Origin of the sequence: Flavobacterium branchiicola, assembly GCF_018383905.1 — a bacterium.
In the GTDB taxonomy this organism is placed as follows: Bacteria; Bacteroidota; Bacteroidia; order Flavobacteriales; family Flavobacteriaceae; genus Flavobacterium; species Flavobacterium branchiicola.
Genome location: NZ_JAGYWA010000003.1, coordinates 107,771 through 127,260 on the forward strand (window position 1 = coordinate 107,771; position 19,490 = coordinate 127,260).

The 19,490-nt window shown below is 33.2% G+C and carries 18 protein-coding genes; 14 read left to right on the top strand and 4 right to left on the bottom strand.

All coding sequences use genetic code 11. The features are described from left to right. The first annotated feature begins 70 nt into the window (after nt 1-70). Together KHA98_RS07515 and KHA98_RS07520 are read left to right on the top strand one after the other, a co-directional pair. Complete coding sequence (locus tag KHA98_RS07515) at nt 71-1,042, top strand: YeiH family protein (RefSeq protein ID WP_213256881.1); 972 nt, start codon at nt 71-73, stop codon at nt 1,040-1,042. A gap of 193 nt (nt 1,043-1,235) precedes the next feature. Then, a complete protein-coding gene (locus KHA98_RS07520; protein WP_213256882.1) occupies nt 1,236-2,240 on the top strand; it encodes a glycoside hydrolase family protein in 1,005 nt (334 codons plus the stop codon). A 652-nt stretch (nt 2,241-2,892) separates the two neighbouring features. Here KHA98_RS07520 and KHA98_RS07525 read toward each other — a convergent pair. Next, nucleotides 2,893-3,849 (bottom strand): hypothetical protein, encoded by a 957-nt coding sequence (locus KHA98_RS07525; protein WP_213256883.1) that lies wholly within the window; start codon nt 3,847-3,849, stop codon nt 2,893-2,895. Between the two features lie 181 nt (nt 3,850-4,030). Between KHA98_RS07525 and KHA98_RS07530 the strand changes: the two genes are divergently transcribed. After that, complete coding sequence (locus tag KHA98_RS07530; protein WP_213256884.1) at nt 4,031-5,029, top strand: zinc dependent phospholipase C family protein; 999 nt, start codon at nt 4,031-4,033, stop codon at nt 5,027-5,029. Nucleotides 5,030-5,139: 110 nt separating this feature from the next. Here the strand turns inward: KHA98_RS07530 and KHA98_RS07535 are convergent, their stop codons facing one another. Then, a complete protein-coding gene (locus KHA98_RS07535; RefSeq protein WP_213256885.1) occupies nt 5,140-7,230 on the bottom strand; it encodes an LTA synthase family protein in 2,091 nt (696 codons plus the stop codon). A gap of 205 nt (nt 7,231-7,435) precedes the next feature. Between KHA98_RS07535 and KHA98_RS07540 the strand changes: the two genes are divergently transcribed. The 11 genes from KHA98_RS07540 to hisIE all read left to right on the top strand — a co-directional run bounded on the left by KHA98_RS07540 (nt 7,436) and on the right by hisIE (nt 18,435). Beyond that, on the top strand, nt 7,436-8,101 hold the full coding sequence (locus tag KHA98_RS07540; protein ID WP_213256886.1) for a response regulator transcription factor: 666 nt from the start codon (nt 7,436-7,438) through the stop codon (nt 8,099-8,101). Continuing rightward, the gene (locus KHA98_RS07545; RefSeq protein WP_213256888.1) at nt 8,102-9,502 is read left to right on the top strand and encodes a sensor histidine kinase; all 1,401 of its coding nucleotides are present in this window, start codon (nt 8,102-8,104) and stop codon (nt 9,500-9,502) included. It begins immediately after the preceding gene. 309 nt (nt 9,503-9,811) lie between these two features. Beyond that, nucleotides 9,812-10,669, top strand: a complete 858-nt coding sequence (hisG, locus tag KHA98_RS07550) for an ATP phosphoribosyltransferase (RefSeq protein WP_213256890.1) — start codon at nt 9,812-9,814, stop codon at nt 10,667-10,669. A 155-nt stretch (nt 10,670-10,824) separates the two neighbouring features. Further along, nucleotides 10,825-12,123 carry a histidinol dehydrogenase gene (gene hisD / locus KHA98_RS07555; protein WP_213256892.1) on the top strand — a complete coding sequence of 433 codons (1,299 nt, stop codon included), beginning with the start codon at nt 10,825-10,827 and terminating at the stop codon, nt 12,121-12,123. A gap of 82 nt (nt 12,124-12,205) precedes the next feature. Continuing rightward, nucleotides 12,206-13,252, top strand: a complete 1,047-nt coding sequence (gene hisC / locus KHA98_RS07560) for a histidinol-phosphate transaminase (protein ID WP_213256893.1) — start codon at nt 12,206-12,208, stop codon at nt 13,250-13,252. Nucleotides 13,253-13,283: 31 nt separating this feature from the next. Beyond that, on the top strand, nt 13,284-14,048 hold the full coding sequence (locus KHA98_RS07565; RefSeq protein ID WP_213256894.1) for a hypothetical protein: 765 nt from the start codon (nt 13,284-13,286) through the stop codon (nt 14,046-14,048). A gap of 217 nt (nt 14,049-14,265) precedes the next feature. After that, nucleotides 14,266-15,402, top strand: coding sequence for a bifunctional histidinol-phosphatase/imidazoleglycerol-phosphate dehydratase HisB (gene hisB / locus KHA98_RS07570; protein WP_213256895.1), 1,137 nt, complete (start codon nt 14,266-14,268; stop codon nt 15,400-15,402). 68 nt (nt 15,403-15,470) lie between these two features. Continuing rightward, nucleotides 15,471-16,064, top strand: a complete 594-nt coding sequence (gene hisH / locus KHA98_RS07575; RefSeq protein ID WP_213256896.1) for an imidazole glycerol phosphate synthase subunit HisH — start codon at nt 15,471-15,473, stop codon at nt 16,062-16,064. Nucleotides 16,065-16,170: 106 nt separating this feature from the next. After that, nucleotides 16,171-16,896 (top strand): 1-(5-phosphoribosyl)-5-[(5-phosphoribosylamino)methylideneamino]imidazole-4-carboxamide isomerase, encoded by a 726-nt coding sequence (gene hisA / locus KHA98_RS07580; protein ID WP_213256897.1) that lies wholly within the window; start codon nt 16,171-16,173, stop codon nt 16,894-16,896. 82 nt (nt 16,897-16,978) lie between these two features. Further along, the gene (hisF, locus tag KHA98_RS07585; protein WP_213256898.1) at nt 16,979-17,734 is read left to right on the top strand and encodes an imidazole glycerol phosphate synthase subunit HisF; all 756 of its coding nucleotides are present in this window, start codon (nt 16,979-16,981) and stop codon (nt 17,732-17,734) included. Between the two features lie 98 nt (nt 17,735-17,832). Then, nucleotides 17,833-18,435, top strand: coding sequence for a bifunctional phosphoribosyl-AMP cyclohydrolase/phosphoribosyl-ATP diphosphatase HisIE (gene hisIE / locus KHA98_RS07590; protein WP_317192573.1), 603 nt, complete (start codon nt 17,833-17,835; stop codon nt 18,433-18,435). A 118-nt stretch (nt 18,436-18,553) separates the two neighbouring features. Here the strand turns inward: hisIE and KHA98_RS07595 are convergent, their stop codons facing one another. Continuing rightward, nucleotides 18,554-18,967: a thiol-disulfide oxidoreductase DCC family protein gene (locus tag KHA98_RS07595; RefSeq protein WP_213256900.1), complete on the bottom strand. Its 414-nt coding sequence runs from the start codon at nt 18,965-18,967 to the stop codon at nt 18,554-18,556. An 18-nt stretch (nt 18,968-18,985) separates the two neighbouring features. Continuing rightward, nucleotides 18,986-19,483 (bottom strand): GNAT family N-acetyltransferase, encoded by a 498-nt coding sequence (locus KHA98_RS07600; protein ID WP_213256902.1) that lies wholly within the window; start codon nt 19,481-19,483, stop codon nt 18,986-18,988. Nucleotides 19,484-19,490: the final 7 nt, after the last annotated feature.

Consider the following 19,490-nt stretch of genomic DNA (forward strand, 5'->3'; position numbering starts at 1 on the left):
TGCATTTTACGATTGGCGGTTTCAAATTAAAGGGGCGAACTTTGCAGAAGAAATATCAAATATCTTTATTTTGAAAACAACAAATCACACATCGTCACAATTAGTACAAGTTAATCATTATTTACAACTGGCTATTTTTGCCGGTATCATCATACTTTGCCTTTTTTCTATAATATCCCCACCAATTGCCTTATTATTTGGTGTTATAATGGTTAATGTCTTCGGAAATCCATTTGTAGAATTCAACGGTAAAGCAATTTCTTTTTTATTGCAATTCTCTGTAGTAGGTTTAGGATTTGGAATGAACGTTGCTAGCGCAGTCTCAGTAGGAAAAGAAGGTTTTCTCTTAACCGTATTCTCCATTTTTAGTACTTTAATTTTTGGTTTACTATTAGGAAAATGGTTAAAAACAGAAAGAAAAACATCACATTTAATCTCTTGTGGAACTGCAATTTGCGGAGGAAGTGCCATTGCAGCAATTGCTCCCGTAATTAAATCAAATGAAAATCAGACCTCTATTGCTTTAGGTGTCATCTTTATATTAAATTCAGTTGCCTTGTTCGCATTCCCATTTATTGGTCATCAACTTGATTTGTCTCAAAAAGAATTCGGATTATGGTGCGCTATAGCCATTCATGATACAAGTTCTGTTGTAGGTGCAGCAAATAAATACGGAGTTGAAGCTTTACAAGTTGCCACAACCGTAAAATTAGCGAGAGCATTATGGATTATCCCGATATCACTTTTAGCTGCATTCACTTTCAAAAGTGAAACTCAGGGTACAAAAGCAAAAATCAAAATTCCATATTTCATCGGATTGTTTGTAGTTGCAATGCTTATTAATTCTTATGTACCAGCTGTAACTCTATTTTCTGGCAGTATTGTTCACCTGGCAAAAGTTGGATTAACAATTACCTTGTTTTTAATTGGAGCTACGTTAAACATTAGTACTTTAAAAACAGTAGGAGTGAAGCCTTTGCTACAAGGTGTTTTTCTATGGATTTTCATAGCTGTAACTTCATTATTTATAATTTGTTTTTAATAGGTCACAATTGTCATTGCTGTATATTTTTAACGCTATTTCGGTATAAAATTTATTTTAGTCAGTTTTAAATGCAATATTCGTATTGTTATTTGACAAAATAGAATCGGTTTTATCTTACTTAAAAGTAAACATTTGTAACGAAGATTCTTTATAACCTTAGAATCTTCGTTAACTCTAAAAAACTTTACTTATGAAAAAACCAAAATTTTTGAAAACAGCAAACCTTCTGTTTTTAATTTTAAGCACTTCATTACTTGCGAGTTGTGATCAAAGCGAAACAAATGAACCCGTTTCTGTGAATCAGACTGCATCAACAGAAACAACGGTATTAGAAACAATTCCAGAAGCAACAGCCAAAACAAGTTCTACATTTGGAGATATTGGAAACGGCGTAAATTTGCAGCCTTCTTATTACAACGGTGGGAATTGTGATTTAGGCTGGAATTTAATGAAACAAAATACCAAAATTCAAACCGTTAGAATAGAAGTAGAGCCTGGACAAGAAACAAATGCCAAAAGATGGATTTCTGAAGCGAAAGCAAACGGGTATACGGTTATTGTGACCTATCATAAATCGAGCGTATTGGGCTCTGACAGTACCGCAGAATTAAATGCTGCAGCAACCTGGTGGAAAAACAACTACAGTTATTTAGGCGGAAATTTTATTATAAACCTAACCAACGAATGGGGAAGTCATACTATTACACCAGCCGCATTTGCATCGGCGTATAATACTGCAATTACAGAAGTTAGAAAAGTATACAGCGGTACCATTATTATAGATATTCCGGGCTGGGGACAAGAAACCGCGACTGCTGCATGCGCTGTAAAAGGCTGTTCTAGCGGACAAACAAAAATTAATGATACCAAAATTATTCTTTCGGCACATATTTATCCAGGCGCATACAATCAAGGGAAAGGAAGATATATGAATACTTCCGATATCGACGATTTGGCTTCAGCAGGAAGACCTTGCATGATTGGCGAGTTTGGTAACAGCGGCGGTTCTGGTGCAGACTGGTCCGGAATTGTAGATTATGCAAAGAGTAAAGGCTGGACAATTTTAGGCTGGGTTTGGAATGGCGACGGTGGCTCTATGAACATGATCACACCACAATTTCAGCCTTTTACAAGCGGAAGCCCGAAAACCTATAGTAAATCTTCTTATTTTAATATTGTTTATAATAAATTGTAAATAAAGCTCTTATAGTAAAATAAATTGCTCCAAATAGTTGTTTTCTATTGCCCCTGGTTTCAACCAGGGGATTTTAGAAATTGTCCACAGGATAGGCTTTAGCCAAATCTGTATAAAGTGGAGCTATTATTTAGTTTGTCTCTTTCTTATTGTCTTCTTTGCAATAATTATAAAAACCCGTTGGGTGTAATTATTTTCAACACATAGGAACATAGTATTTTGCAGCTTTAAAAAAGGCGTTTCACTAATTTAAATGCACATAGTTCATCTATGTGTGGAAATTTATTTATTTTAACCCATTGGGTGAAATTATATTTAAAAATGCTCCTTTGAATAAAATAGCACGCGGATAAAACGGATTTACTTCGTAAAAAAGCTGACAAAAACGGATTTTTTTTAAATTCTTTATGCAAATCCGTTTTTATCTGCGTTTTCGTGATAACGAATCTGTCTAATCCGCGTCAAAATTTATACTATTTTAATTTCACCCAACGGGTTATATGAACCTCCATGTAAAGATGGGGGCAACTAATTTTTATAAACAGATAAGGATGTATAATTTCACTCGAAAGATTAAATAAAAGAAAGCCAAAGATTTCAGGTATATCACTTGAGATCTTTGGCTTTTAAATTTTAGAAAATTTTTTAAAATCTATTTTATATTAGAAAATTTTACAATTGGTTTATTGGTCATTTTATAAAACTTTCCTTTAAATGAAAAATGTCTTTCAATCACAAAATTAAATTGTTTTTTAGTTTTTCCCATTGTTGCCAGTTCTTCCGGCAGATCAACCTCAAAATCATCTTCTGTGCCTTTGGCTTTTTTGTACGAACCGGTCGTTGTAATAATAAAATCCCTGAAAAACTTTTTATTATTGTCTGTAACTACTTTAAATGTACTTGACCAATCTGAACTACTACTGTTTGTGAGGGAGTAATCACTAACTTCCATCAAAGACTGATATTTCCCGTCAAATCCTGCAATTAGATAAAAATAGCCATTATACGGAGCACCTGCACCGCCATTAGCATGAACAAGAGATAATGCATATTGATCTTCCCCAATCTCAACAAGTTTTGGTGTCGGACATTGTGCAAAAGATCCAAATGCTGCTACAGCAGGCTGAAAGGATCTCATCTCCCAAACATTTCCATTTTTCGCAAATTTAGCAATACCCAATAATCCACCGGAGAAACGACCTGTCTGCAAACCATCTTCATCATAAGCGGAATGATTAAAGGTGAGAATCCTAAACTGATTTCCTTTAGAATCAGAATAGTCAATACTGGAAAGAATTCGTGTAGCAACGCCACGCTCATATGGAAATAACTGATCACCTTCAACTTCATTAACATCAGCAAAAGGAGCAGGTTTACAGTTTTTACAATTCCAGCTTACAAACGTATTTTTATCAGCAAGATTGTATAATTTTCCCGGAAACAATTTTTGCATCACCTTAATATTATTAAGAGGATCTGCTATTTTTAGTGTTCTTTTAGTATTAAGAATTGTGTCGCTTACATTTTTCAACAGCACATCCGGTTGTTCCTGAGCAGGACTAAAAGTAGTAAAAAGAACAAATAACAGATAAAAGTAATTAAGGCGCATAAATATTTTTTTATATAAAAAGTAGTACAAAAATAGGCAATTACCCTGAAGTTCAATTTAAAAAGACTGCAATTTTTAAGCTCTAAAATTTAAAAAACAAAAATTTGAGCAATCTTAAATGGTTCTCTTTTGAATTATCTATAAAATAAGGTAATTTTACCCCCTCAAATAAAAAAAACAAATGAAGAACTTTAAAATGAAACCAAAATTAATTGCCCTTTTTGCTTTAATTATTGGTTTTTTCACCTTGTCATGGGGAATTGTAGGCCATGAAAGAATTAACAAAGCTGCTGTGATGGCATTACCCAAATCGGTTCAGGTTTTCTTTTACAATCACATCGACTTTATTACACAGGAAGCTTCTGTTCCGGATATTCGTAAATATGCTTTAAATTATAAAGACGAAAATCCAAGACATTATTTTGATATGGAAAACTTTGGTCCTGTAGAAAGTATTCCGCAAACTATGGAAGCAGCAAAGGAAAAGTATGATGCTAAGTTTTTGAACGATAATGGAATTTTACCTTGGTACATCGAAGATATGATGGTAAAATTAACTAAAGCTTTTAAAGAGAAAAACAGAGCCGAAATTTTGTTTCTTGCAGCAGATTTAGGACACTATATTGGTGATGCACACATGCCATTGCATACCTCTGCAAATCATGACGGACAATTGAGCGATCAAAAAGGAATTCATTCGCTTTGGGAAAGCAGATTACCTGAATTATTTGCTAAAAACTATAAATTAAACGTTCCGCAGGCTGCTTATTATCCAGATGTTCATAAAGCAACATGGGATATGATCAATGATACACACAGTTTGGTTCAGCCGTTGCTTGATATCGATAAGAAATTAAGAACTTCAACCCCTGAAAACAAAGTTTTTGAAATGGATGCTGATGGAAAAGTTTTAAAAACAAAATACAATACAGCTAAATTCTCTGATGATTATTCTGCAAAATTGCACAAAGATTTAAACGGAATGGTTGAAAGTCAAATGAGAAAAGCCATTACTGCAACTGCTAGTTTTTGGTATACTGCATGGGTAAATGCAGGAAAACCAGATTTAAGCGACTTAGATGCTCCAGTAGTTACACAAAGAAACTTTCCTGCCTTGCAAGAAGATTTAAAACTGTACCAAAAAGGAGATTTATTCGGAATGAAAAATCAAAACGACTAAATTTAGTTTTAGAATTTCTAAATAAATCTAAATACAGAAAAGCCTCAAATTGCAAAATTTGAGGCTTTTTTTATGTTGTTATTCCTATATTCAGGCTATGAACTTGAAATTTACTTTTGATACTTTTTTTCCTTCAACATATAAGATGCCGATTGATAATAAGAAACTGCATCATTAATCAAATCAGTTCGTATTTCTTTTAATGGCGTTTCTTCATAATTAAGCTGAAATTCCGGAGCAACTCCTGGTTTTGGTTTCAACTTCAAAGCAAATTGTTTTACTTGTTGTTTTGGTGATAAAATAGTTAACACATTGTCTTTTATCAGTCCTAAATCCTGATAGGTTGCAATAAGTGCTCTTGGTTTATAATCCGGTTTAAAAACATCCTGCCCAAAAAATTTACTTTCATAATTAAAATGCAATAAACCAAATAGCGTAGGCATTAAATCAATTTGCGACATCAATTGTGTGTATTGCGCAGGTTTCCCGTTTGGCGTATAAATAAAAGCAGGAATTCTATATTTGTCTAACGGAAGTTGTGTTTTTCCGGCACTTGACGCACAGTGATCTGCAACAATTACAAAAACAGTATTCTTAAACCAAGGCTGTTTACTCGCCATTGCAAAGAATTTTTTCAAAGCATAATCGGTATATTTCACACCGCCATCACGGGATTTGATATCTCCGGGAATATCAATTTTATTATTTGGGTAAGTAAAAGGTCGGTGGTTGCTCACCGTCATGATATGATTAAAGAAAGGTTTATTCTCTTTAGATTCAGCATTCATAACCTTTATTGCTTTGTTGTACATATCTTCATCGCAAACGCCCCAAACATTAGAAAATGTGATTTCTTCCGGAGAAAAGCTCGATTTATCTACAATTTTATAACCGTTTCCGGAATAAAAATCCTGCATATTATCAAAAAAAGCATCTCCGCCATACATAAAGTTTACATTGTATCCTTTCTCTTTAAATACAGTTCCTGTAGAGAATTTGTTTTTATTGTCTTCTCTTTTTACAACACTTTCTCCCGCTGTTGGTGGCAGACATAATGTAACAGCTTCAAGTCCGCGAACAGTTCTGTTTCCTGCCGCATATAAGTTGGTAAACTGCAAACTTTTTTGCGCCAGACTATCCAGAAAAGGCGTAATACTTTGCTCATTTCCGTAAGCCTTCATAAAATCGGCGCTGTAACTTTCAATCGTGATTAAAACAACATTTTTTCTGTTTTCAGCTGAATCTCCAGTTATTTTACGACTTGTATTTTCTCCCGAAATTCCAGGAAATTGCTTTTTTAAAATTGCAAAAGCCTCCTGATTCGGTAACGTTTTATAAAATTTGAAATAATCTAATTTGTTGTTTTGGAAGGCCAGATAGAATTTATAGATTCCGTTTGCTTGTAATTCGTTAACAAAAACATTTTTAGAATTCTCTGTTTTAGCTAAAGATGGAATTGCAACTAAAGAAATTAAAAACAGCACGATATAGACACCAGAAATTTTGATTTTTTCCTTAAAATCCGGAATATCATTTAAGTAGTTTTTAGATCTTTTCAGAATAAAATACGTCACAATTGCAGTAACAATAAAAAGAGCAGAAAATATAGGCACAACAGGGTAAGACTGCATGATATTGCCTATAACTTCATTGGTATAAATTAAATAGTTTACCGCAATAAAGTTGTATTTTACCCCAAATTCATTCCAAAAAAAGTACTCGCTCAAACCATTCTGAAGTATTAATAATACATACAGAAAAATAACAAAAGCAAACAACCAGAATCTAATCTTGTCTCTTAGTTTAGGAAGAAAAAGTAACAAAGAAAAAAGAAGCGTTTTAATGCCTATAAATATAAGTACAATTCGAGGTAATGCTCCGCCGTATTCATCAAAAATACTTTTTCCTGATGCTACATAAAGAAATAAAGCCGCAAAAACGCCTAATATAATATATCCGTAAGGCTTATAATATTTCGAATTAGAAATAAAAATAAGATACAACCAGAGAAAACTACTGGCAACAACAAAAACAAAGAAATCTGAAAGAAGACCTAAACTAAAGATTTTCAGACTCTCAAGAATACTAAACGATGTTTGTGTTATAGGGTGAAAGAACAGAACAATTCGCAGTAAAAAACTAATCGCAAAGTAAAATAATGCAAGATTGTAAAATGGTGACAATTTTTTATAAAAAGCCATGGTATTTATTTTTTTACAAAATTAATTCGCATTTATTAGCAAGAGATGAAGTTATGCTTTTACCTTGCTTAGTGTTAACTTAAAGTTTACTTAAGATGATTAAATTGGTTTATTCTAGAGGTTTAAAGCAATTTCTAAACCTGAAAATTTTCTATCTTTGACAAACAAAAGTTTTTAAAACAAGTATAAATCAAAAGAAAAATAGATGCATATTTTAATCGTTGAAGATGAATTGGGTATTGTACAATTTTTGCAGCAGGGATTGCAGGAAGAAGGATATCAGATTACAACAGCAAATGATGGTTCTAAAGGTTTTGAATTAACTCAGAATCATAAATTTGATTTAATTTTATTAGACTGGATGTTGCCAAAAATCAATGGTTTAGATCTGTGCAAGGCAATCAGAATCAAAGATCAAACCACGCCAATTATTTTTTTAACTGCAAAAGATACCGTTCAGGAAACTATAGAGGGCTTGAAAGCTGGTGCAAATGATTATATAAAAAAGCCTTTTAGTTTTGAAGAATTGGTTGAAAGAGTCAAAATTCACTTCAGAAATAAAAAAGTAACCGAAAAACTGACTTTAGGAACAATCACCATTGATTTGACGAAACATATTGTTCTTAAAAATGAAGAAGAAGTTGCTCTTACGCAAAGAGAATTTGAATTGCTGACGTATTTAATCCAGAATAAAGGGAAAGTCTGCACACGAAATCAGATACTTAAAGATGTTTGGGAAATTAATTTTGAATATGACACCGGTGTAATAGACGTATTCATGAATGCCATCAGAAAAAAACTCAATTTGAAAATTGAAGAAGATTACATCAAAACAATCCGCGGTATCGGTTATATCGCCAACGACCTATAAATGATACAGCTTTCCTTTAAAAATAAAATAGCATTAAACTATATTATTATTACCGGCCTTTTGGTTGTGGTAGTTTTCTCTTTTATCTATTCAATTGTAAAACATACCGTTTACAGTCATATTGATGAAAATATAAAGGTAGAAATTGAAAATCATCTTAAAGAAATTAAAGTTGAAAACAATAAAGTAATCTTAATTGATGAAGAAGAATGGAATGAACGTGAACATAATACTGTTGATGTAAATCCGGTTTTTGTAGAGTTTTTAGATTTAAACAAAAAAATTATCGAAAAAGCCCCTAATCTAAAAACTCAAACTTTAGAATTTAAAGATTCTGTTGAAGATTATGAATTGTTTGATACCAAAATGGGAGATCACGATGTTAGACAAATTCAGGTTTTATTAAACGTTCAGAACAAAAAAATTGGATATCTAATAGTAGCAATGTCTTTGTCTGATTCGAAAATGGTGTTAAATAATTTGTTTGATATCATGAGTTTATCATTTCTTGTCATTTTAGTACTGTTGTTTTTTATTGCCAGATTCTTTGCCGGACGAAGTATAAAACCAATAAATGCAATTATAAATACTTCGAAAATTATTACCAAAGACAATCTGAAAGCCCGTATTCCTTTACCTAAAAGCCGTGATGAATTATACACGCTTTCAAAAACCATAAACAGTCTTTTAAACAGAATTGAAGACGCCATAGAACGCGAAAAACAATTCACTTCTGATGCATCACATGAATTAAGAACACCGCTTACTGTTATTAAAGGAACACTTGAAGTACTAATACGTAAACCACGCGATACAAGCGAGTATAAAGAAAAAATAAATTATTGTATAAATGAAGTAGATCATCTAAATACATTGGTAGATCAGCTGCTTTTAATGGCTCGTTTTGAAAACCAAAAGCAAAGCATTACTATAGAATGGGTTTATTTGAATTCAATACTTTTAGATGTTTTAACTCTAAATTCTGAGAAAATTAACAAGCGAGGAATTAACGTTAAGTTTGATGCCCAAGAAGATTTTTATATTCAATCGGATAATTTCTTAGTCATAACAATTTTGAGAAATATAATCTCGAATGCTATTAAATATTCTAATGATGGCGGAGAAGTTTCGATATCTCTTATAAAGCAAAATGATAAAACAATCTGTAAAATAACAGATAACGGAATCGGCATAGCTAAGGCAGATTTAGAAGCCATTTTTAGTCCGTTTTTCAGATCAAATTCTACAGATCATCCTCAGATTAAAGGAACTGGGCTAGGTTTGTCAATTGTAAAAAGAATAACTGGATTATTGAATATTAAGTTTAAAATTGAAAGCGAATTAGAAAAAGGTACAACGGTAATTTTAAGTTTTCCTGAAAATATGAAAACGTTATCGTAGATTAAAAATCACCAGTAAAATCGGGGTCTTTACCGTTTTTTAACAATAAACTATCGTTAAGTTATATTAAAAGTTGCTTTTTTATGAAATTAACTAGTATATTTGCAACCGAATCAAAGAATTATAAAACAAACCAAAACATGTTTTCAAATCAATTACATCATCATCATTTTCATTATTGCTCTCAGGCGATGTGTTAATGGTATGTGTGTAAATCATCATATTTTAAAACCCGTTTGAGTACATCAAACGGGTTTTTTTATTCCAATTCTTTGTACTCAAACTATTAATTCAACAAACAACTAAAAAATGAGTACTTTAAAAATTGCAATTCAAAAATCAGGTCGTTTAAACGAAGACAGCATTCAAATCCTAAAAGATTGTGGAATATCAATCAACAATGGAATCGACCAGCTAAAAGCCGAAGCTTCAAACTTTCCCCTTGAAGTTTTATACTTAAGAAATTCAGATATTCCACAATACTTAATAGACGGAGTAGTAGATTTAGCCATTGTGGGCGACAATCTTTTAGTAGAAAAAGGAAAAGGAATCGAAGTAGTTCAAAAATTAGGATTCTCAAAATGCAAAGTTTCTGTAGCCGTTCCTAAAGCTTTCGAATACAATTCTGTTCAGGATTTGGCAGGTTTACGCGTTGCAACTTCTTATCCAAACACAATAAGTGACTTTTTCGGACAATTTGGTATTTCAGTAGATATTCACCAAATTTCTGGTTCTGTAGAAATTGCTCCAAACATTGGTCTTGCCGATGCGATTGTAGATATTGTTTCAAGCGGAAGTACGTTATTTAAAAATAACCTAAAAGAAGTTGAAGTTATCCTGAAAAGTGAAGCAGTTCTGGCAGTTTCACCGAAAGTCTCTCCGGAAATTCAAAAACACATTGACACTTTAAAATTCAGAATTCAGGCCGTTTTAAGAGCCAGAAACTCAAAATACATCTTAATGAACGTTCCAAACGACAAAATTGATGCCGTTGGAAAAATCCTTCCGGTTTTAAGAAGTTTAACCGTTTTGCCATTAGCGCAGGAAGGCTGGAGCAGCGTTCACTCGGTTATTGACAAAGATACTTTTTGGGACGTAATCGATCAGTTGAAAGAAGTTGGAGCAGAAGGAATTCTGGTTTGTCCAATCGAGAAAATGGTTCTGTAGGGCATTCGCCCGCTGTAGGCTTTAGGCTGTAAGCTTTAAGCCAAAATCACAAAGTGAAAAAAAGCTTAAAGCATATTGCTTAAAGCTTAAAGCATGAAATAAACAAAGTTAATTAGCTTATAGCCTATAGCTTAAAGCTTAAAGCATGAAAAAAAATGAATAAAATAGACAGTCCAAAACCAGAAACCTGGTCAGAAATATTAAAAAGACCGACTCAAACCATTGATGATATTGAGGTTACGGTAAAAGAAATCTTCAAAGAAGTTCAGAAAAAAGGCGATGAAGCTGTAGCAAAGTACACTTCAATCTTTGACGGAATCAATTTAGACAATTACGAAGTTTCTGAAAATGAAATAGAAGAAGCTATTAAACTAATTCCGAATGAGCTAAAAGAAGCGATTCAATTAGCAAAATCAAACATTTACAAATTTCACAGCGCACAAAAAACAGACAGAATTTCAATCGAAACTGTTGAAGGCGTAAATTGCTGGCAGGAAAAAAGACCAATTCAGAAGATTGGTTTGTATATTCCGGGCGGAACAGCTCCTTTATTCTCCACCGTTTTAATGTTGGCCGTGCCAGCTGAAATTGCAGGTTGTAAAGAAATTGTTTTATGTTCTCCACCAGATAAAACCGGAAAAATAAATCCCGCTATTTTATATGCGGCAAATTTATGCGGTGTAACCAAAATCTTGAAAGTAGGAGGAATCCAGGCTATTGCCGGAATGACATTTGGTACACAATCTATACCTAAAGTATATAAAATTTTCGGTCCTGGAAATCAGTTTGTAACCGTTGCAAAACAATTGGCAACTCAATTTGGCGTAGCGATCGATATGCCGGCGGGTCCATCAGAATTATTAATTGTTGCAGATGATACTGCCGTTCCTGCGTTTGTGGCTTCAGATTTATTATCACAGGCGGAACACGGTACAGACAGCCAGGTAATTTTAGTTTCGACTTCAAGAAAACTGATTAATGAAGTAGAAGAAGAAGTCCAGTCACAATTAGAGGTTCTTCCAAGAAAAGCAATAGCTCAAAAAGCAATTGAAAACTCCAAATTAATTTATGTAGAAAACGATCAGATTGCATTAGATTTAATTAATGAATATGGTCCGGAGCACTTTATTATTTGTTCTGAATATGATGATTTTTACTGCAACGGAATTGTAAACGCAGGTTCTGTTTTTATTGGAAATTATACGCCGGAAAGCGCCGGAGATTATGCTTCAGGAACGAATCATACATTGCCAACAAACGGATACGCTAAAAATTACAGCGGAGTAAATCTGGATAGTTTCATGAAATCAATGACTTTTCAGAAAATCACCAAAACCGGAATTTTAAATATTGGAAAAGCAATCGAACTTATGGCTGAAGCCGAAGGTTTGCAGGCGCATAAAAATGCTGTAACCTTACGTCTCCAGTCCTGCGAGGTTTCCAAAACCTCGTAGGTCTAAAATGATTTACTATTTATAAACTTATGATTAATACCTACAAGGTTTTGGAAACCTTGCAGGAGCAAAAAATGAACCAATGAGTACCTTCGATATAAATACTATAACACGCGAAAACGTAAAATCTTTAAAGCCATATTCGTCTGCGCGTGATGAGTTTGAAGATTTTGATACCGCCGAAATGATTTTTTTGGATGCTAATGAAAATCCGTTTCAAAATGGAGTGAACCGCTATCCGGATCCACAGCAGAATTCGGTTAAAGCAATTCTGGCGAAAAACAATTTAGTAAAGCAAAATCAGATTTTGTTAGGAAACGGAAGTGATGAAGTTTTAGATTTACTTTTCAGAGCTTTCTGCGAACCTAATAAAGACAATATTATTTCGTTACCGCCAACATACGGAATGTATTGCGTATTGGCTAATATAAATGCAGTAGAAAACAGAGAAATTCTGTTGACAACAGATTTTCAGCCTCAGGTTGAAAAAATTTTAGAAGCGGTAGATGAGAATACAAAAATCATCTTTTTATGTTCACCAAATAACCCAACAGGAAATTCATTTTCTGATGAAAGTGTGATAAAATTACTTCAAAATTTTAAAGGTTTAGTTGTAATTGATGAAGCTTATATTGACTTTTCAGACAAAGAAAGCTGGCTGGCAGAAATTGATTCTTATCCCAATTTGGTGATTACTCAAACACTTTCAAAAGCGTATGGCTTGGCCGGTATTCGTTTAGGAATTTGTTATGCTTCTGTAGCAGTTATTTCGGTTTTAAACAAAATTAAACCTCCATATAACGTAAACGAACTAACACAGCAAAGAGCTATTGAGCGCTTAAAAGATTCTGATAAAATAAAACAAGAGATTGCTTCTATTATTGAGCAGAGAGAAGAATTACTTAAAGTATTGCTTGAAGTAAGTTTTGTAGAAAAAGTATATCCAACAGAAGCCAATTTTATTCTAGCGAAAGTGGATGATGCAAATAAAAGATACGATCAGTTAATCGAAAAAGGAATTGTAATTCGTAACCGAACGACGCAGCCTTTATGCGAAAATTGTCTTCGTTTTACTATTGGTACAAAAGAAGAAAACACTATATTGATTAAAGAATTAAAACTTATTTAAATACTTACGATAACAATTTTAAAAACAAACTATGAAATTTCTTTACCTCTTATTTTTCTTTATTTTTTTCAATGTTCATGCTCAAGATAGCCAGAACGCTTTTGCTGAATTAAAAGGTAATCCTAAAGAATATAAAGAAACGTGGTATGAAGCAAAGAAAACAAAAACAGGTTTTGTAAAAGGAAAATATTTGCACGATGATGTTTATGGTGTTAATGCTCATGGTGAAATTATAAAACAAGGCATGTTTCCCGCAGAAAAATGGGAAATTCCTCAGAACAGCTACAATAAAGAGAATCAGAAAATAGAAACCATTAATTACAACGAAGAAGGCGGAATTAAAGACAAAACCAAGTTTATTTATGACAAAAACAAACTGGTTAAAGAAAATATTTATGATGATTCTGATGTACTTTTTGTTAGTAAAAAGTATGAGTATTTAAATAATTTGGCCGTAAGAAAATTAGAGTTTAGAACTGAAAATGGAACTTTAAAAACCGCTCCGGATGAAATTACTACTTACGAATATGACGCAAAAAATAACATTAGTACAGAGTCAACTGCTTATGATGATGAGTACAATGCTTATGCCTATAAATACAATGATAAAAATTTAATCACTGAGATTTATTCAAAATCAAGTTTTCCAGTGCGTGAAACAGAATTTAAAGTTTCAATACGATACAATTATCAAAAATACGATGTAAATAATTGGACAGAAATGTATCTCGAAGACGGACTTAGTTCTGATGGGAAACCATCTTATTATTTTATTGAAAGAGAATTTAAATATTAATCAAGAAGTTTTTGGTGAAACCGCCAGATGCTTCTAATAAGAAAAGATATAGCCACAGATTTGACAGATTAAAAGATTTTTTATTCTGTTTTCGCTTAATTCTTTTGCCACAAATTTCACTAATTAACATGAATTAAATTAGTGCAATTCGTGTAATTCGTGGCAAAAGAAAAATCCTTAAAATCTGTGTAATCAGTGGCAAAAAAATAAAAAACACATGAAAAAAGTACTTTTTATCGATCGTGACGGAACGATTGTTTTAGAACCTGAAAATTTACAATTAGATAGTTTAGATAAACTAGAGTTTTATCCGAAAGCATTTCAATATCTGGCTAAAATTGCCAGCGAATTAGATTACGAACTGGCAATGGTAACCAATCAGGACGGATTAGGAACAGATAGTTTTCCTGAAGAAACTTTCTGGCCAACGCAAAATTTCATTCTAAGAGCTTTTGAAAACGAAGGAGTTTTGTTTGATGAAATCTTTGTAGACAGATCGTTTCCGGAAGATAATGCGCCAACACGTAAACCAAGAACCGGAATGCTGACAAAATATCTGAATAATTCAGAGTACGATTTAGAGAATTCTTTTGTTTTAGGTGATCGTCTGACGGATGTTGAATTGGCTAAAAATCTTGGTGCAAAAGCCATTTTTATGAATAATACAGATGGATTTGGAAGTAATGAAATTTCATCAAAACGCGAGGAATTAAACGATACAATTGTATTACAATCAATGGATTGGAAAGCAATTTATGAATTTTTGAAATTGGAAGCACGTTCAGCTTCAATTACAAGAAAAACGAATGAAACCGATATTTACATCAATTTAAATCTTGACGGAACAGGGAAAAGTAAAATCGAAACCGGAATTGCATTTTTCGATCACATGTTAGATCAGATTGCGCGTCACGGTCAAATGGATCTTGAAATCCTTGTAAAAGGTGATTTAGAAGTTGATGAGCACCATACAATAGAAGATACTGCAATTGCTTTAGGAGAAGTTTTCGCGAAAGCATTAGGAAATAAATTAGGAATTGAGCGTTACGGATTTTGTTTGCCTATGGATGATTGTTTAGCACAGGCTGCAATTGACTTTGGAGGAAGAAACTGGTTGGTTTGGGAAACGGAATTTAAACGTGAAATGGTTGGAAAAATGCCAACAGAAATGTTTTATCACTTTTTTAAATCGTTTACAGATGGTGCAAAGGCCAATTTAAACATAAAAGCCGAAGGAACTAACGAACATCATAAAATCGAAGCAATCTTTAAAGCTTTCGCGAAAGCAATAAAAGTGGCTGTAAAAAGAGATACAGAAAAAATGATTTTGCCTTCAACGAAAGGAATGTTGTAAAATGCTATAAGCTGTAGGCAATAGGCAATAAGCCTAAAGCGTACAGCCTAAAGCTTAAAGCTTTTTAAATGAAAATAGTAATCATAAATTACGGAGCAGGAAATATTCAGAGCATTATGTTTGCTATTGAAAGATTGGGTTTTAAAGCTGTTTTGAGTAATAATCCGGAGGAAATTAAATTGGCTGATAAAGTGATTTTTCCTGGCGTGGGCGAGGCGAGTTCTGCAATGACTAAACTTCGTGAAAGCGGTTTAGATAATTTGATTCCGCAATTGAAACAGCCCGTTTTAGGAATTTGTTTAGGAATGCAGTTGATGTGCAATAAAACCGAAGAAGGTAACACAAAAGGTTTAGGGATTTTTGATGTTGACGTTTTGAAATTTTCAAACAACGTAAAAGTACCTCAAATGGGATGGAATCAGATTTATGGTTTAAAAACCGATTTGTTTAAAGGAATTTCAGAAAATGAATTCATGTATCTGGTTCACAGTTTTTACGCACCAAATTGCTCTGAAGCTATTGCAACGACCAATTATGATGTTGAATATGCATCGGCTTTACAAAAAGATAATTTTTACGGAACACAATTTCACCCGGAGAAAAGTGGTGATGTTGGGGAGAGAATCCTTGGGAACTTTTTGAAGTTAAATTCCAATAATTAAATCCCAAATTTCAATTACAATATCAAAAATCAATTAAATATCAATTTTTGGACGTTAGAAAAGGACTTTACGACTTTAGACTTTCAAACTTTAAGACTTAATAAAAATGAGAATAATACCAGCCATAGATATCATTGACGGAAAATGCGTTCGCTTGTCCAAAGGTGATTATGATACCAAGATAATTTACAACGAAAACCCGCTTGAAGTAGCGAAATCATTTGAAGCGCACGGAATAGAATATCTGCATTTAGTAGATCTTGACGGTGCAAAATCGAGTAAAATTGTCAATTATAAGATATTAGAACAAATTGCTACACAAACCAATTTAAAAATTGATTTCGGTGGCGGATTAAAATCTGATGATGATTTGAGAATTGCTTTTGAAAGTGGTGCAAATCAAATTACCGGAGGAAGTATTGCGGTAAAAAACAGAGCAATATTCGAAAAATGGATTTCAGAATACGGTTCAGATAAAATCATTTTAGGAGCTGATGCAAAAGACGAAAAAATCGCGGTTTCAGGCTGGCTTGAAGAATCCAATGAAGATTTGGTTCCGTTTATTCAGGACTATCAAACAAAAGGGATTCAGTATGTTATTTGCACGGATATTGCCAAAGACGGAATGCTTCAAGGTCCAAGTTTCGATTTATATAGTAAAATTTTAGCAGAAGCAGCCGGCGTAAAGTTAATCGCTTCGGGCGGAATTTCAACTTTCGATGAATTGCCAAAATTAGCTGAATTGGGTTGTGAGGGAACAATTATCGGAAAAGCGATTTACGAAGGAAGAATTTCCTTGAAACAACTAGAGGATTTTATAATTAGAAAATGAGCCAATTAGAAAATTAGATAATTATTTAGCAACCGCATAAAATTATCTAATTGACTAATTATCTAATTAACACATTAAAAAAATGTTAGCAAAAAGAATTATACCTTGCTTGGATATAAAAAACGGAAGAACGGTAAAAGGCGTGAATTTTGTTGATTTACGCGATGCCGGAGATCCTGTAGAGTTAGCTGAAATTTATTCGGCTGAAGGTGCCGATGAATTGGTTTTTCTGGATATATCGGCAACTGAAGAAAGACGTAAAACACTTGTAAATATGGTGCGAAGCGTAGCGGAAAAAATCAATATTCCGTTTACGGTTGGAGGTGGAATTTCGTCTGTTGAAGACGTTGATATTCTGCTGAATAACGGAGCTGATAAAGTTTCGATTAATTCATCGGCAGTTAAAAATCCGCAATTGATAAATGATCTGGCTCAGAAATTTGGAAGTCAGTGCGTTGTCGTTGCAATCGACGCCAAACAAATCGACGGACAATGGATCGTGCATTTAGTGGGCGGAAAAGTGCCAACGGAACTAAACCTTTTCGATTGGGCTGTTGAAGTTGCAGAACGAGGAGCTGGAGAAATTTTATTTACTTCAATGGATAATGACGGAACCAAAAATGGTTTTGCAAACAAGGCTTTAGCTAAACTTTCAGAATTAGTAAATATTCCGATTATTGCTTCGGGAGGTGCCGGAAATATTCAGCATTTTGTAGATTCATTTAAAGTTGGAAAAGCCGACGCAGCTCTGGCAGCAAGTGTTTTTCACTTTAAAGAAATCGAAATAAAAGCTTTGAAACAAGAGTTAAAAAATAACAACATAGAAGTTAGGTTGTAAATTCCAATTTTTTAAATTCCAAATTCCAATTCAATAATATATATCAAAAAACAATTTCAATTTTTAGGAAATCTAAAATCTGAAATCAAAAATCTAAAATAAAAATGGAAATAGATATCAAAAGCGCACACGGATTAATTCCGGCGATAATTCAGGATTCAGAAACTAAAAATGTTTTGATGCTGGGTTATATGAACGAAGAATCGCTTCAAAAAACAATTGAAACTCAAAAAGTAACTTTCTACAGCCGTTCAAAACAAAGACTTTGGACAAAAGGCGAGGAGAGTGGCAACTTTTTGAATTTAGTAAGCATCAAAAATGACTGCGACGGCGATACACTTTTAATTCAGGCAAAACCTGTTGGGCCAACATGTCACACGGGAGCTGACACTTGCTGGCAAGAACCAAATACTGCTAATTACGGTTTTATTTCTCAACTAGAAGATACAATCAAAACCAGAAGAGAAAATGCTGATTCTGAGAAAAGTTATGTAGCTTCTTTATTCGAAAAAGGAATTAATAAAATTGCGCAAAAAGTAGGTGAAGAAGCTGTAGAAGTAGTTATCGAAGCCAAAGATGATAACGACGATTTATTCCTTAGCGAAAGCGCTGATTTATTGTTTCATTATTTGATTTTATTGCAGGCAAAAGGTTTTCAATTAAATGATGTTATTGAGGTTTTAAAGAAACGTCAGAAGTAAAATTGTCATTTCGACGTAAGGAGAAATCGCACTAGAGATTCAACAAAGATTGGCGATATGCTTTGTGGAGTTCCGTGTGCGATTTCTCGTTCCTCGAAATGACAAAAAACGCAAATTTCTATAAAAACTTAGCCTTCAATTCCGGAGTTGGAATCATGCAGCTTTCTTTTTTGCCGTACCATTTGTACCTGTTTTTAGCAATAAAATCGTAAATGATATTCCGAAGTTTTTCAGGGAAAATTTCAAATATTGACAAAAGGCTGTAAATACCTCCAAGATCTTCAGCAATTTCAATAACTGCCGACGATTTGTAATAATAAGCAACGCCGGGATTATATAAAATTATACTGTCAATTTTGCTTTGATCTACCCCAATGTAGTTGCATATTTCTTTTCCGAAATCAGATTGCAGGGACACAAACCTAAAAAGGTCTTTTTTGTCGTGTTTTATGATAAACTGTACAGCACTGTCGCATAAATTACAAACACCATCAAAGAGGATTATTTTTTTGTTTTCAGGAAGATTTAGCATAGTTTCTTATCTCAAAAATTACTTTAAAATCAATTGCATAAAAACTAAATCAAGCCAATGATCAAATTTGTAACCTACTTCGCGAATGGTTCCTGTGGCAACAAAACCAAATCGCTCGTGAAAAGCAATACTTCCGGCATTATCGGCATCGATCGCACCAATCATAACGTGATAGCCTTGTTCTTTAGCTAAGCGAATTAATTCTGTCAATAATTTAGAACCAATTCCTTTTCCAATTACATGATCAACCACATAAACAGAATGCTCAATAGTATATTGATAACCAATTTTTTCACGAAACTGACCGTAACTTCCAAAACCAACCACTTCACCATTTAAATCAGCAATAACTATCGGAAGATTTTTAGCTTTTTTATCCTCAAACCATTTGGTCTGAACATCAAGAGTCTGAACTTCATAGCTATAATTTGCTGTAGTATGCAAAATCGAATGATTTACAATTTCCAGAATTTTTTCTAAATCATTTACAGTTGCCGGTCTAAGCTTTAATTCCATATTAAAT